Source organism: Salinisphaera sp. T5B8, assembly GCF_040361255.1.
In the GTDB taxonomy this organism is placed as follows: Bacteria; Pseudomonadota; Gammaproteobacteria; order Nevskiales; family Salinisphaeraceae; genus Salinisphaera.
This window is the reverse complement of the sequence record NZ_APNG01000023.1, coordinates 1-13661: the sequence shown is the minus strand read 5'-3', so window position 1 is coordinate 13661 and position 13661 is coordinate 1. Positions and strand designations below refer to the sequence as shown.

14 protein-coding genes are annotated in these 13661 nt (G+C 62.5%); 10 read left to right on the top strand and 4 right to left on the bottom strand.

The genetic code is table 11. The features are described from left to right. Positions 1 to 32: 32 nt before the first annotated feature. Complete coding sequence (locus T5B8_RS16980) at positions 33 to 431, top strand: DUF2306 domain-containing protein (RefSeq protein ID WP_353180556.1); 399 nt, start codon at positions 33 to 35, stop codon at positions 429 to 431. Between the two features lie 308 nt (positions 432 to 739). Further along, a complete protein-coding gene (locus tag T5B8_RS16975) occupies positions 740 to 1729 on the top strand; it encodes an IS110 family RNA-guided transposase (protein WP_353180555.1) in 990 nt (329 codons plus the stop codon). Positions 1730 to 1791: 62 nt separating this feature from the next. Here the strand turns inward: T5B8_RS16975 and T5B8_RS16970 are convergent, their stop codons facing one another. The 4 genes from T5B8_RS16970 to T5B8_RS16955 form a co-directional block, all read right to left on the bottom strand. After that, entirely contained in the window at positions 1792 to 3024 is a 1233-nt protein-coding gene (locus T5B8_RS16970; protein WP_353180554.1) for an NAD(P)/FAD-dependent oxidoreductase, read from the bottom strand. Between the two features lie 129 nt (positions 3025 to 3153). After that, positions 3154 to 4791: a GMC family oxidoreductase gene (locus T5B8_RS16965; RefSeq protein WP_353180588.1), complete on the bottom strand. Its 1638-nt coding sequence runs from the start codon at positions 4789 to 4791 to the stop codon at positions 3154 to 3156. Positions 4792 to 4809: 18 nt separating this feature from the next. Then, positions 4810 to 6204 carry a cytochrome P450 gene (locus T5B8_RS16960; RefSeq protein WP_353180553.1) on the bottom strand — a complete coding sequence of 465 codons (1395 nt, stop codon included), beginning with the start codon at positions 6202 to 6204 and terminating at the stop codon, positions 4810 to 4812. Positions 6205 to 6237: 33 nt separating this feature from the next. Beyond that, complete coding sequence (locus T5B8_RS16955; protein WP_353180552.1) at positions 6238 to 6558, bottom strand: 2Fe-2S iron-sulfur cluster-binding protein; 321 nt, start codon at positions 6556 to 6558, stop codon at positions 6238 to 6240. A 122-nt stretch (positions 6559 to 6680) separates the two neighbouring features. Here T5B8_RS16955 and cypR point away from each other — a divergent pair, with 122 nt between their 5' ends. The 8 genes from cypR (at position 6681) to T5B8_RS16915 (ending at position 13628) form a co-directional block, all read left to right on the top strand. Continuing rightward, a complete protein-coding gene (gene cypR / locus T5B8_RS16950; protein WP_353180551.1) occupies positions 6681 to 7724 on the top strand; it encodes a transcriptional regulator CypR in 1044 nt (347 codons plus the stop codon). Between the two features lie 168 nt (positions 7725 to 7892). Further along, positions 7893 to 8570, top strand: a complete 678-nt coding sequence (locus T5B8_RS16945) for a transglutaminase-like domain-containing protein (protein WP_353180550.1) — start codon at positions 7893 to 7895, stop codon at positions 8568 to 8570. After that, a complete protein-coding gene (locus T5B8_RS16940) occupies positions 8570 to 9055 on the top strand; it encodes a PaaI family thioesterase (RefSeq protein ID WP_353180549.1) in 486 nt (161 codons plus the stop codon). Before T5B8_RS16945 ends, T5B8_RS16940 begins: the two co-directional genes overlap by 1 nt. Continuing rightward, a complete protein-coding gene (locus tag T5B8_RS16935) occupies positions 9052 to 9543 on the top strand; it encodes a PaaI family thioesterase (RefSeq protein WP_353180548.1) in 492 nt (163 codons plus the stop codon). The genes T5B8_RS16940 and T5B8_RS16935 overlap by 4 nt, the downstream gene beginning before the upstream one ends. Before the next feature lie 20 nt (positions 9544 to 9563). Next, the gene (locus T5B8_RS16930; RefSeq protein ID WP_353180547.1) at positions 9564 to 11042 is read left to right on the top strand and encodes an acetyl-CoA acetyltransferase; all 1479 of its coding nucleotides are present in this window, start codon (positions 9564 to 9566) and stop codon (positions 11040 to 11042) included. A gap of 17 nt (positions 11043 to 11059) precedes the next feature. Further along, entirely contained in the window at positions 11060 to 12244 is a 1185-nt protein-coding gene (locus T5B8_RS16925; protein ID WP_353180546.1) for an acyl-CoA dehydrogenase family protein, read from the top strand. Beyond that, positions 12216 to 13145 (top strand): alpha/beta fold hydrolase, encoded by a 930-nt coding sequence (locus T5B8_RS16920; protein WP_353180545.1) that lies wholly within the window; start codon positions 12216 to 12218, stop codon positions 13143 to 13145. Before T5B8_RS16925 ends, T5B8_RS16920 begins: the two co-directional genes overlap by 29 nt. Positions 13146 to 13319: 174 nt before the next feature. After that, a complete protein-coding gene (locus T5B8_RS16915) occupies positions 13320 to 13628 on the top strand; it encodes a transposase family protein (RefSeq protein ID WP_353180544.1) in 309 nt (102 codons plus the stop codon). Positions 13629 to 13661: the final 33 nt, after the last annotated feature.

Sequence of the window (13661 nt, the reverse complement as noted above, 5' to 3'; positions counted from 1 at the left end):
TGATATGAATCAAGTTGCATATGAGCGATGCCATGACCGCGACTCCGCTGCTGACGGCTTCTCTGGCGATCCAGTTACACGTGCTGGCTGCATTGCTCGCGCTCGGCGTGGCGATCGCGCAATTCGCGCTGCCCCGTGGCACGCCCCGTCACCGCGGGCTTGGCTGGGTCTGGATCGCACTGATGACGTCGGTCGCGCTGTCATCGTTTTTCATTCATGAAATTCGGCTGATGGGCCCCTGGAGTCCGATTCATCTGCTTTCGATTCTGACCCTGGTCACACTCGTAGCCGGGGTTCGCGCCATTCGTTCCGGCAACGTGCGAGCCCATCGCCGCAGCATGCTGTCGTTGTTCGTCTTCGCACTCATTGGCACAGGCGCGTTCACCTTCATGCCGGGCCGCATCATGTACGCGGTGGTATTCGGGCCTTGATTGCCGCCCCGGTGTCGGGATCGAGGCTACGGGCTGCGTTCTTTGTTGGATTACGCTTCGCTAATCCAACCTTGTATGTTGATAGCCAGCGCCTGATACGCGACCAGGCGCTATGCGCCGGGCAAGCAGACTGTATCCAACCTAAGGCACAAAGCCTGTTCTGTAGATCAGACTTGCCCGGCGCGCTTCGCGCTGTCGAGACTGGACGGTATGCCAAGACACGGCCCGCCGTGGCCGAGAGTCTGAATGGACAAGGCAAGTCGACACGCATCGAACAGGTCGCGCGTTGATGCAACGCAGGAGTGCCTATGATCGTTATCGGTCTGGATGTCTCCAAAAACCGCCTGGATGCGGCGGTCAAACGCCCCGGCACGGACAAGTGGTACGACCGCAAAGTCGCTCACAGTCAGGCCGACGTGCACGCATTGATCGAGCGGCTATGTGACAAGCTCGACGCGACGCCCGATCAGTTACGGGTGGTCATGGAAGCCACCGGCCCGTATCACGAAAAAACCGCGCACTGGCTGTATGAGCTCGGCTGTACGCCCTGTGTCGCCAACCCCAAACGGGTACGCGATTTCGCCAAGGCGATGGGGCTGCTCAACAAAACCGATCGCGCCGATGCCCGCGCACTGTGTTTGTTCGGCGACCGGGCCAAACTACCGGCGTGGACGCCGCCTCCGCCGGAGGTCGCGATGCTACGGGCGCTGATCAACCGGCTGTCCGTGCTCGAAAACGAGCTCGGCCGGGAGACCAATCGGCGCGAAAAAGCACAGGCCGGCCGGATGGCCGCCCCGGTGATCGAGTCCATCGACCGCTGTATTGCATCGCTCAACGACGAGATTGAGCGGATCAAGGATCAGATCGACGATCATTTCGATCAGCATCCGGATCTCAAGCGCGACAAGGCGCTATTGGCCTCCATTCCAGGCATCGGCCAGACCTCGGCTCGACATCTGCTGTGTCTGCTGGCTGACCGGGACTTTACCAGCGCCCGTGCGGCTGCGGCCTTTGCCGGTCTGGCCGTGGTGCATTTCGAGTCGGGTTCGAGTGTGCGCGCCAGGCCCCATTTATCCAAACAGGGGTCGTCCAAACTACGGGCTGTTCTATACATGGCGGCCGTGGCGTCCTTGCGACATAACCGCGCTTTGAAGATGTTCTACGAACGCCTGCGACAGCGCGGTAAACCTGCGTTGTCAGCGCTGGGCGCGGTCATGCGAAAGCTCGTCCATATCGCATTCGACGTGTTCAAACATAAAACACCCTATGATCCAGCCTTGGCCGCTCAAAATGCTTGATCGTCGAGACGGTATCTACTGAAAGATCACACCTAGCCACGGTTGGGGGGTCTGTGCATGCTTCAGATCAAGGACTTCAATTCGATATCCGGATCACGCAACGCTTGCGCTTTGACCTCCCTGTGTTGGTAGACGAGTTTCTTACCCACCATGAAAGCCATAGGCAGATTGACCGCGTCCACGGCAATGAGATGACCTTCGCGCAGATAGAACACCGCGAATGCCTCGTCCTCGGGCTTGCCACGTACTACCCGCTCATCATGAGCGTGGGACAACCCCACCATCTGCAGGCGCACGTCATACTGATTCGACCAGAACCAGGGTGCGGCATCGTAGGGCCTGTCCTCTCCCATCAGGGTCGCCGCCGCGGTACGGGCCTGATCGACCGCGTTGGCGACTGACTCCATCCGCTGCGTTTGTTCAAAGAAAAGATTTCTGTGGCGGGTGCAGTCACCGATTGCCAGGATATCGGGATCGTTAGTACGCGTATATTCGTCCACGAGAATACCGTCGTCACAAGGCAGGCCGGCGGCTTCGGCCAGCGCGGTTTCCGGTGCGATGCCGACCGAAACGAGCACAAAATCGGCCGGTACGGTCGTGCCGTCGGCCAGTGTTACGCCGGCCACGTAGCCGTGGTTGCCGGCCTCGAAGCCGGTGACCGCCGTGTCCAGGCGCACATCCACTCCGGCACCTCGGTGCTTGGCATAAAAGAACGCGGAGATTTCCGGGCCTGTGACCCGTTGCATGAGTTGCTCGGCGGCTTCCAGCACCGTGACCTTGAGGCCTGCCTTGACGGCGATGGCGGCCACCTCCAGGCCGATGTAGCCGCCGCCAACGATGACCAGACTTTTCCCCGGGACGAATTGTTCACGAAGGGCATCCGAGTCAGCGATGTCGTGCAGATAATGAAGGCCTTTCAAGTCGGCCCCTTGCGCGTTCAGGTATCGAACACGAGATCCCGTGGCCAGGACGAGTTCACCGTATTTCAACGTACTCTGGTCCGATAGCGTGATGGTCTTGTTGTCCCGGTCTATGTGCTCGGCGCGCTCCCCGAGCCGAAGCTGGTAGCCCGCGTCGTCGTACACCGAACGCGGCTTTAGGTACAGAGACTCCTGATCAATCTCTCCTGCCAGATAATTCTTGGACAGAGGTGGTCGCTGGTAGGGCGGATGGGGCTCCTCGCCCACCAGAACCACCTCCTGTTGATATTTCTTTTGCAGCAAGGTTGTCAGGAGCGCGCCTGCCGCGTGCCCGCCTCCAACGATGACCGTCACATCTTGGCGTCTGTTCGCCATAGCCTCTCTCTTTGACTGTTCCTGGGGATTGGATCGTTCAGACCTCGAAATGCCAATCGGGACGAGCACAAGGTCGGGGCGCCTCGTGTGGTGCTGTCAACCGCCCCACCGCTAAAACACACGCGGCGCTCAGCCGCCACTGGCCTGCGCATCCTCGAGCAGCATCGCCGCGCCCTTCTCGCCGATCATGGTCGCCGGCTGATTGGTGTTGCCTCCGACCAGCGTCGGCATGATGGAGGCATCGACCACCCGCAGGCGTTGCAGACCATGCACGCGCAGACGCGGATCGACCACCGCCATCGGATCGACGCCCATCTTGCAGGTGCCGACAGGGTGATACGCCGACTCCCCGCTGCGCCGCGCCCAGTCGGCGAGGTCGTCGTCGTTCTGCAGTGCCGGCCCCGGCGACATCTCGACCTCATGGTGCGGGGCGAAAGCCGGCTGCGCCAGGATGCTGCGCACCAGGCGTACCCCGCGCACGAGTCGCTCGACGTCGGCGGACTCGGCCATGTAGTTGGGATCGATCAGCGGTGCCGCGAACGGATCTGCGCTGTGCAGGCCGACGCGGCCGCGCGACGATGGCCTGAGCCCGTAGATCATCACCGCATAGCCGTAGCCGCTCATGGCAGTCTTCAGGTCCCGCCCGTGGTCGGCGTACAGCATGGGTGCGAAGTGAAGTTGCAGATCGGGTATCGGCTCCCCCGGCCGGGACCGGATGAACCCACCGGCCTCGGCGCCGTTGCTCGACAGCACACCGCGGCGGCCGCTCACGTACTGCAGCAGCGCCCACAGGCCCTTGAGCCAGTAGCTCGGATGCATCGAGATGCTCTGGCGGCTGCGTGCTTTGACACGCACGTACACGTCGATATGGTCCTGGAGATTCTGCCCCACGCCTTCCAGCGCGTGACGCAGCTCGATGCCGTGCCGGGCCAATTCCCCGCGTGGGCCGATTCCGGACAGCATCAGCAGATGCGGCGTGTTGAACGCGCCGCCGCAGAGCACAACTTCACGCTCGGCACGGACCTGCGCCAGCCCCATCGGGCCCCGATACTCGACCCCGGTGGCGCGGGTGCCTTCGAGCAGCACGCGGGTAACCTGGGCGCTGCTGCGGACAGTCAGGTTGGAACGGCCCGCTACGGGTTCGAGATAGGCGCGCGCATTGCTGCAGCGCGCGCCGTCCTTCTGGTACGCGTAGTAGAAACCCACGCCCTCCTGCTCATGGCCGTTGAAATCCGGATTGCGTCGGTACCCCGCCTGCGCCGCCGCGCCCACGAATGCTGTGCTCAACGGATTGGTATAGCGCCTCTCGGCCACATTGAGCGGACCACCCTGGCCATGGAAGGCTGCCTCATCCGGGTTAACCTTCGGCTCGAAATGTTCTGACCTGCGGAAATACGGCAGCACGTCGGCGTACGACCAACCATCGCAACCTAGCCGTGCCCACTCGTCGTAGTCCCAGGCATGGCCGCGGATATACACCTGCGCGTTCATGCTGCTGGAACCACCGAGCATCTTGCCCCGCGGCTGGAACAACGCACGGTCGTGCATGTGCCGCTGCGGTTCGGTATTGAACTGCCAGTTGTAGCGACGGCTGAACATCAGCTGCAGAAAGCCCAGCGGCATGTTCACGAATGGATTGCGGCGGCTATCCGGACCGGCTTCGAGCAACAGCACCGAATGGCGGCCGCTCTCGGACAGGCGATTGGCGACGGCGCATCCGGCCGAGCCGCCGCCGACCACCACATAATCGAATTGTTCAGACGCCATGCTGGTTTGCACCGCGCCTCACGCTTTGGGCGTGAGCTTGACCATCAGCTTGGAATAGCCGCGCACGAAATTGGATTGCACCCGCTCGGGCTCGCCGACCACTTCGATATTGTCGAAGCGCTTGAGCAGTTCTTCCCACAGGATGCGCAACTGCAATTCGGCCAGGCGGTTGCCCATGCAGCGGTGGATGCCATAGCCGAACGAAAGATGGTTGCGCGCGCCCTTGCGGTCGATGATGAAGTCATCCGGGTTGTCGAACTTGCGCTCGTCCCGATTGCCCGAGGCGAACCACATCAGCACGCGATCCCCCTTCTTGATGGTCTGGCCGCGCAGTTCCACGTCCTGGGTCGCCACCCGGCGCATATACGCCAGCGGAGTTTGCCAGCGGATGATTTCCGAAACCATGTTGGGAATCAGCTCCGGGTTGGCCTTGAGCTTGGCGAACTCGTCGGGAAACTGATTCAGGGCGAGCACGCCGCCGCTCATCGAGTTACGCGTGGTGTCATTGCCGCCGACAATAAGCAGCGTCAAATTGCCGATAAACTCCATCGGACGATTGATCATGTCCTTGGTATCGTCGCTGCTCTGCAACAGGCTGATCAAATCGAAACCGGGCTCTTCACCGGCTGCCAGTCGTGCCTCTTTGTCGCGCCATAGCCGGGAGAAAGCCCTCGCCATATCTACGGCATCGTCAAACATGACATCCTCATCGGTAAATTCTCCACCGGTGGCTGATGCCGCGCCGGCCATACGATCCGACCAGTCAACCAGCTTGTGACGCTCCTCGTACGGAAAATCCAGCAGCGTGGCCAGCATGCGACCCGTGAGCTCCTTTGATACCGCCGGCACCCAGTTAAACGCCTCGTCCAAGGGCAGGCTGTCGAGCACTTCTCCGGTGCGCTCGCGGATGAGCCCTTCCATTTCTTTCAGGTTCCGCGGCGCCACCACGCCCTGAACGGCCCGGCGCTGCACGTCATGCTTTGGCGGGTCCATAGCAATGAACATTTCTACCGACAGGCCTTCTGGTGGGTCACCCAGAATGATTTGCGGCTCGGAGGAGAACAGCTCGTGGTTCTTGTCGACGAAGAGGATGTCCTCGTAGCGCGTTATCGACCAGAATGGGCCGAAGGGGCTATCTTTCTGGTAGTATACCGGTGCCTCGTCACGAAGCCGTTTAAAATAGGCGCCCCATTGATCCTGCCGGTACAAGAAAGGGTTGCTGGTGTCGATGTCTTCGAGCGCCAACGTGTTGACATCGGGAACGGGCGCTTCGACGAAGTGGACAGGGGGCCGTCGCGGGCCGATGATCTTCTTCTTTGCCCGCACCAACATCTTGAGTGTACGGATCTGCAGGTGCATCGGCACCACTCTGGACGTGGCGTTGACCAGCTTGGTCTGGACTACATCGCTCATCTGCAATTCTGTTGACATGGCGTCCTCCAGTGCTTACATCTGAAATTCGGGCAGACGAACGGTCATGCCGTCCATCGCCTCGGTGGTTTGAACCTGGCAGCCCAGACGCGAGGTTTTTGCCAGCTCCGGGGTCATCGACAGCATCTGCTGTTCGTCATCACCCGGCGTGCCAGTCTTGTCGTACCACTCGTCCGCGACGATCACGTGGCAAGTGCCACAGGCACATTCCCCGCCACAGTCCGCATCAATGCCGGGAATCATGTTATCCACGGCGATTTGCATCAGTGAGGCGCCAGCCTCGAATTCAACGACATGCTCGGTGCCGTCGTGCTCGATAAAGGTAATTTTGCCCACTGCGCTCCTCCTGCCGGTTTTAACTGCAACTAATAGTGAATGTGTACTAACCCTCGGGGGGAGGACATTTGTTGACAACACGGGGACATTTAAAGACACTCGACGGGTCCGTGGAGGGAGTTATGACAACGACCAGGCAGGTGGCGGGCTTGCAAAACCCCGGAGCCGACATTCCGTCGAACTACTCAAGGCTGATCGCCCGTGAACTGGGGCTTACCGCACGACAACTGCCCAACCTGTTGCGCGGTACGGGGGTTGGCACTCAACAATTCCTGACTGATGACAGCCTCCTTACGCCAGCCCAGCAGGTCCAGATTCTGCGCAACGCGCTGGCCCTGTCTGGCCAGCCGGACTTCGGTTTACGGCTGGGTGAGCGCCTGACCCCGGCCACACATGGCGCGATGGGGTTTGCCGTTTGCAGTAGCCCTGACCTGCTCACCGCTCTACAGGCGTTTCACAAATTCCTGCCCACGCGTGCGAGCTTCATCCACCTGCGCTTGCAACAGGTGGAAGACCACATGGAGTGCCTGTTGGATTTCCAGGTACAGCTGGATCAGGACGTTGCGCGTTGCTTGGCGGAAACGGCGGTCAAGGCATTTTTTGCAACCGGCGAATTTATCGCCGGCCGGCCCTTAGATGAGGCCGAGGCCTGTTTTGCCCACGCGGCGCCGGCTTACCGAGCCAACTACCCGGCGTATTTGCCCGGGCGAGTTTACTTCGGCTGCGATCAGTTGAAGCTCAGACTCCCTATGGCGTTGTGCAGGATGCCGAACGTCTCTGCCAATAGTGAAAACTATGGCCTAGCCTTGCAGCAGTGCGAGTCCATGCTCGCTCGACTTCAGAGCCGTGAACCGGACTATCGGACCCGGCTCAAGAAAATGATGCTGTCCCACCCGCCAGGCACGCTCTGCGAAGAAGAAGCGGCAGCCGCCCTATTCATGAGCAAACGTACCCTGGCGCGTAAACTCAAACAGGAAAACAGCGGTTTTCGGGAAATTCGCGAGGAGATTCTGTCCCGCCAGGCCGCAGGCTATTTGCGTGACTGCCAAATGTCCGTCGAGGCCATTGCCGCGCTGATGAATTACCACGACACCGCGAGTTTCAGGCGTGCCTTCAAGCGCTGGTTCGCTGTTCCGCCTGAACAATACCGCCAAAGCACGGGTTAGCCCGCCTCCAGAACACGGGGCGTGTCTTTAAATGCCCCCATTCTGTCAAAAAATGTCCTTGCCGGCGTCCCGCCGTCTACCTAACCTGAACTTCTTGAAATCGGCATTCGCTTCGGTCGTTCCCGCTCGGCTGCGAGTGCCCCCGCTCTGAATCGAAAGAACGCTCACATGAAGGCAGACACCCGCGAGTACCTGGCGCCCGGCGATTTTATTGATAGCGACCACCCCGACGTCCAAGCCTTCGCCCGCAACCGCGCCGGGGAAGGCGATGACCAGCAGCGCGCCATCCGGCTTTACTATGCAGTCCGCGATGAAATCCGCTACGACCCCTACGCGTTCTCGCTGGAGCCTGACCTGTTACGCGCCAGCGCAACGCTGCATGCTGGCCGTGGTTATTGCGTGCCCAAGGCCATGTTGCTGGCGGCCTGCGCCCGGGCTGCGGGCATCCCCGCTCGCATCGGCCTGGCGGATGTGAAAAACCACTTGGCCAGCCAACGCTTGCTGGCATTGATGCAGACGGACATTTTCTACTACCACGGCTATACCGAGTTGTGGTTGGACGGGGGCTGGGTCAAGGCCACCCCGGCGTTCAACATTGAACTGTGCGAACGCTTTGGCATCAAGGCACTGGAATTCGACGGCCGCGAGCATGCGCTGATGCATGAGTTCGACACCGCGGGGCGCCGCCACATGCAGTATTTAACCGATCACGGCCCCCGCGCCGATCTGCCCTACGCCGAACTGGCGGCGGCTTATCGCAAACATTACCCGCGTCTGTTGGCTGCGCCTGACGCACTAAGCGGAGACATGGCAGCGGAGATGGAACAGGACAGGGCTCAGCTCTGATGGCCGGGACAGGCAACTTCGCGGACCATGATCCAGTCGCTGTGGCGCGACAGTTCGGCGAGCAGGTGCCCCACAGCCGCGATCTCGGGATGCAGGTGGTGGCGATGGAAGCAGACCAGGTCCGCATGCGACTGGTGCCGGGGCCGGAGTTACGCGCCGCGGATGCAGCCGAGGAACTCTGTACCAGCGTGCTGTATTCGCTGGTGGACTCGGCCTGCGGGCTGGCGGTATTCGCCGCGCTACGCGAGTTGAAACCCATAGCCACGGTGGATCTGCGCATGGATTACCTTCGGCCGGCCGGTAGCGAACGTGCCCTGGTGGCCACCGCCCACTGTCATCACTTGACAGATGACGTTGCGTTCGTGCGCTGCCAAGTATTTTCCGAGGGACTGGATGGGCCGGTGGCTATCGGTAATGCCATCTTCATGCGCGCTACCCAGGGCAAACATTTCGAGACGAAGGCTTCGCGGGGCGATGCGGGATGAGCGAGACAGCCGGCCCAATGTCATCTAGGACGCTCAAACAGGATGTACACGCTGATACGCAGGCTACTTGGCAGAGGTTGCTGGAGCGCATTCCCTACGCGCGGCACCTCGGGCTCGAAATCCAGTACAGCGGCACCCGCGTGCAAGTCCATTTGCCGTATCGCGATGCGCTGATAGGCAACATCATGTTGCCGGCCCTGCATGGCGGCGCGATCGGCGGGTTGATCGAGATTACGGCGCGCGTCGCCGCGCAAAGCCGCGATGCACAAGCTCGCCGCCCCCGCATCCTGGATTGCAACGTGGACTACCTGCGTTCCGCGCGGGCGCGGTCCACCTACGCCGCCGCCGAAATCGTCCGCCAGGGCCGGCGTACGACGCTGGTCCATGTCAGCTGCTGGCAGGATCGAGCCAACTCACCTGTGGCCCATGGGCGCGTGCAACTGCTGTTCGAGACCGCGCCCAACGGTAAAATCAGGGAAGAACAGTGAGGCCTGAAAGCACCACGCCGGTGCTGGTCGGCGCCGGCCAGATCACCGCGCGCGAACCCGATGACCAGCGCACACCGATCGGTCTGATCGCCGAGGCCGCCCGGGCCGCGGCGGCGGACTGCGGCATCGACGGCGTCTTGCGCCATATCCAGTCGTTGACCTGTCTCAACATCCTGGCGCCGGCCTATCCCGACGCGCCGGCCAGTCTGGCCCGAACGCTGGGTATCGACCCCGGCGAACGCTTCTACACGCCCATCGGCGGCAATATGGGCCAATGGCTGGTCGGTTACTACGCCGACCGCATCGCCGCCGGCGAACTCGATTGCGCGCTGATCGCGGGCGGCGAGGCGCTGGCCACGCAGATGCGCGGCAAGGGGGCGGGCCTGTCCGGGGTGATCGACACCAAAGCCGGCGAGGGTCCCCGGCTGCTCGGCGACGACCGTGAACCGACCAACGCCGACGAACAACGGCATGGGCTGGACTTGCCCATTCAGATCTATCCGCTGTTCGAGCAGGCCCTGCGCGGCCAGTACGGGCACGACCCGGCCGCGCACCGGCAGGCGCTGGGCAAGTTGTATGCCGGTTTCAACGCCGTCGCCATGAACAACCCAAAGGCCTGGCGCCGCGAGCCCTTGTCCGCAGCTGATATTGCCGAGCGCACGCCGGAAAACCGCATGGTTGGCGCGCCTTACACCAAGCGCATGAACGCCATCATCGCGGTGGACCAGGCGGCCGCGCTGGTGATGATGTCGGCCGCCAAGGCGCGAGCTCTGGGGATCGACCCCAGGCGTTGGGTGTATCCGTTGGCCGCGGCGGATGCCAGCGATCGCTGGTTCGTTTCCGAACGGGCGGAGCTGTCCCGCTCCCCGGCGATCGCCGCTTGCGCCCGCCGCCTGTTCGAGGCTACCGGGCTGGCCGTAGATGACATCGATTATCTCGATCTGTATAGCTGCTTTCCCAGCGCGGTGCAGATGGCGCGCAACGCCCTGGGCATCGCCGAAGATGATCCCCGGCCGCTCACCGTCACGGGCGGTCTCGCGTACCACGGTGGGCCCGGCAGCAACTATTGCACCCACGCCATCGCAGAAACCATGGCCCGTATCCGCGCCGAGCCCGACGCTCACGCACTGGTCAGCGGCGTGGGGTGGTACATGAGCAAGCATTCGCTGGGGCTGTACGGGTCGCGGCCACCGGCCGGCGGCTGGCGGCGGGTCGACGCGGCGGCCGTGCAGGCGGAAATCGACGCCGGCCCCGGTGTAGAGGTTGCGGCGCAGCCGGAAGGTGCCGGGCGCATCGAAACCTATACCGTCATGCACGATCGTGACGACCGGCCCGCCCAGGGCATTGTCCTGGGCCGCCTGGACGACGGCCGCCGATTCATCGCCAACACCCCTACCGACCCGGACCTGCTCAATGCCATGACCGACGAGGAGTTTCTCAACCGCGCCGGCCACGTGCGCAGCAACGGTCAACGCAATCTGTTCACCCCGAGAGGGTGAGACGAGGAGGATAGACCATGAGTGCAGTGCCCGAAATTGAATTCGACCAGGCCAGCGTGGCCCAGCGCATGCGTGACATCCGCGAGGCCGCCCGCGGCGTGAGCGAGGGCTTTAGCCGGGCATACATGCGCGAGTGCATTGACAATCACCGCTTTCCACAGGAAGCCTGGGAAGCCCTGGGTGAGTACGGGCTGCTCGGCATCACCATACCGGAGGAATTGGGCGGTTCAGGCGGTGGGCAAGTGGAACTGGTCGCGCTGATGGAGACCTTGGCCGAGGCAGGCCTGGTGCTGCCCATGCTCCTACTCACAGGCTTCGCGCGGGTACCCATCATCCGCAACGGCACCCCCTATCAGATCGAGCGTTTCGTCAAACCCACGATCAGTGGCGCCGAGAAGTTGTGCTTTGGCATTACCGAGCCGGACGCCGGCACCAACAGCTTCGCGATGTCCTCGCTGGCGACGCAGGATGGCGACGGCTATCGGCTGACCGGCCGCAAGGTGTTTATCTCCGGTGCGGCGGACGCCGACCGCATGCTGGTGGTCGCTCGCACGCAAAAGGTGGGCGAGGTCGAGCGCCGCACTGAGGGCATGTCACTGTTCGTGGTGGATACCGACGCGCCCGGCGTGGAACTGCAACCCCTGAATATCGACGTCGGCTGGCCGGAGCGTCAGTACCTGGTATTTTTCGATGAAGTCCAGCTGGATGCCGACCGCCTGATCGGCCAGCCGGGGCAGGGCCTGGCCGGCATGTTCGAAGCGCTGAACTCGGAACGCCTGCTGGTGACCGCCATGTCCGTGGGCCTGGGCAACTACGCACTGAAAAAGGCCGTGGCCTACGCCAACGAGCGCAAACCCTTCGGCGTACCCATCGGCAGCTACCAGGCCCTGCAGCATCGGCTGGCCGAGGCCAAGGCCGAACTGGAAGCCGCGCGGCTGATGATGATTCAGGCCGCCGCGACCTTCGATGCGGGCGGCAATGCCGGCGCCCATGCCAACATGGCCAAGTTGCTGGGTTCGCGCGCCGCGGTCAAGGCCGTCGAGGCCGCGCTGCAAACCCACGGCGGCTACGGTTTCGACCGGGACTACGACATCATCACGCTATGGCCGTCGGCGCGACTGATGGAGATCGCGCCCATCAACAACGAAATGCTGCTCAACTACATCGGCGAACATGTCCTCGGCCTGCCCAAATCCTACTGAGACGCCCCGCGTGATCGAGCGCGACGGATTCACGGCCCCGGACGGCCAGGATATCGCCCTGTGGCGCTGGCCGCATACGCCAGGTCGTCCCACCCTGCACTGGGCGCATGCGACAGGCTTCCATGGCCGCCTGTACCAACCGCTGCTGGACGATTTGGCGCGCGATTGCAATGTGCTGGCCTGGGACATGCGCGGCCACGGCGCCAGCGCCGGGGCGGCGGACATGGCGACATTCCGCGGCTGGGAAACCTACTACCAGGACCTCACCGCCTGGCTGCAGAGCCTGGATGAGCCGGTCTGGCTGGCTGGCCATTCCATCGGTGCCACCACCAGCATCATGGCCGCCGCCCGCCGGCCGGAGATGGTGCGGGGCTTGATTCTGGCGGAACCCGTGATCATGGATCGCTGGCAGGGCTGGCAGTTATGGTTGGCGAAGTTGCTTCGCCAGTCGTACCGCTTCTCCCTCGCCGCCGGCGCGGCACGCCGGCGCCGGGAGTTCGACTCGCATGCCGCAGCCCTTGACAACTTCCGTGGCCGCGGTGGCTTCAAGACCTGGCCCGAGGCCTGGCTTGAAGCCTATGTCCAGCATGGCCTCGTACAGAGTGGTAATCGCTTTCGCCTGGCCTGCGCGCCCGAATGGGAGAGCACCACCTTCGCCCATACCGAACACAATCCCTGGCCCGGCATCCGTCGACTGCGGTGTCCTGTGATTGCGCTGGCTGCGGATCGCGCATCAACCTTCTCGCCCAAGGCGCGCCAACGCCTGCGCGCCATGCTACCTATGGCTCAGGTGAACGCCCTCGCCGGAACGACCCATTTCCTGCCCATGGAGCGACCGGGCGCGGTACGCGATGCCGTACTGCAGACGATCTCGCCCAAATACAGCCGAATGTCATCATAGCTATGGGCTGTGCACCCCGCCAGCCCTGTGGGCGTCCGAATTGGGCGGGCATGGAGACCGCCACGCAGTGGTCAGGGCATCACGGTCGTGCCCGGCAGTCAGGTGATCGGAGAGGCGAAGTGATGCTCCAAAATGTGTGCGAGCGACTGAGATACGGCCGAACTTGGAGCCAGAATGATTCAGGGCTTCTTAAACCTGCCGCCACTCCGAGCCTTAGAAATCGATGACTTAGGCGATCATTACCGGGTGCTAGCAGACGGGCAGGCCGAACCGGCCTGCTGCCCGCAGTGTCAACGCGATACCATGCAAGGGCACGGGCGCCAACGACAAGAGTTCATCGATACACCGATGCATGGTAAGCGCGTGTTGATCGAGATAGAGCGGCGCCGTTATCGGTGCAAGATCTGCGGGAAAACCACATTCAGTGGATTGCTCAATGTGGAGTCGAAGCGCCAAGCGACCTCTAGGGCGCTGCTGAAATAGCGCCCAAATCTCGATGCGAAGCCCGACCAGCCA

Bases quoted from the DNA above. Each gene is read 5' to 3' on its own strand.
- T5B8_RS16980 (WP_353180556.1), top strand. From the start codon at position 33: ATGACCGCGACTCCGCTGCTGACGGCTTCTCTGGCGATCCAGTTACAC.
- T5B8_RS16975 (WP_353180555.1), top strand. From the start codon at position 740: ATGATCGTTATCGGTCTGGATGTCTCCAAAAACCGCCTGGATGCGGCG.
- T5B8_RS16970 (WP_353180554.1), bottom strand. From the start codon at position 3,024: ATGGCGAACAGACGCCAAGATGTGACGGTCATCGTTGGAGGCGGGCAC.
- T5B8_RS16965 (WP_353180588.1), bottom strand. From the start codon at position 4,791: ATGGCGTCTGAACAATTCGATTATGTGGTGGTCGGCGGCGGCTCGGCC.
- T5B8_RS16960 (WP_353180553.1), bottom strand. From the start codon at position 6,204: ATGAGCGATGTAGTCCAGACCAAGCTGGTCAACGCCACGTCCAGAGTG.
- cypR (WP_353180551.1), top strand. From the start codon at position 6,681: ATGACAACGACCAGGCAGGTGGCGGGCTTGCAAAACCCCGGAGCCGAC.
- T5B8_RS16945 (WP_353180550.1), top strand. From the start codon at position 7,893: ATGAAGGCAGACACCCGCGAGTACCTGGCGCCCGGCGATTTTATTGAT.
- T5B8_RS16940 (WP_353180549.1), top strand. From the start codon at position 8,570: ATGGCCGGGACAGGCAACTTCGCGGACCATGATCCAGTCGCTGTGGCG.
- T5B8_RS16935 (WP_353180548.1), top strand. From the start codon at position 9,052: ATGAGCGAGACAGCCGGCCCAATGTCATCTAGGACGCTCAAACAGGAT.
- T5B8_RS16925 (WP_353180546.1), top strand. From the start codon at position 11,060: ATGAGTGCAGTGCCCGAAATTGAATTCGACCAGGCCAGCGTGGCCCAG.
- T5B8_RS16920 (WP_353180545.1), top strand. From the start codon at position 12,216: ATGTCCTCGGCCTGCCCAAATCCTACTGAGACGCCCCGCGTGATCGAG.
- T5B8_RS16915 (WP_353180544.1), top strand. From the start codon at position 13,320: ATGATTCAGGGCTTCTTAAACCTGCCGCCACTCCGAGCCTTAGAAATC.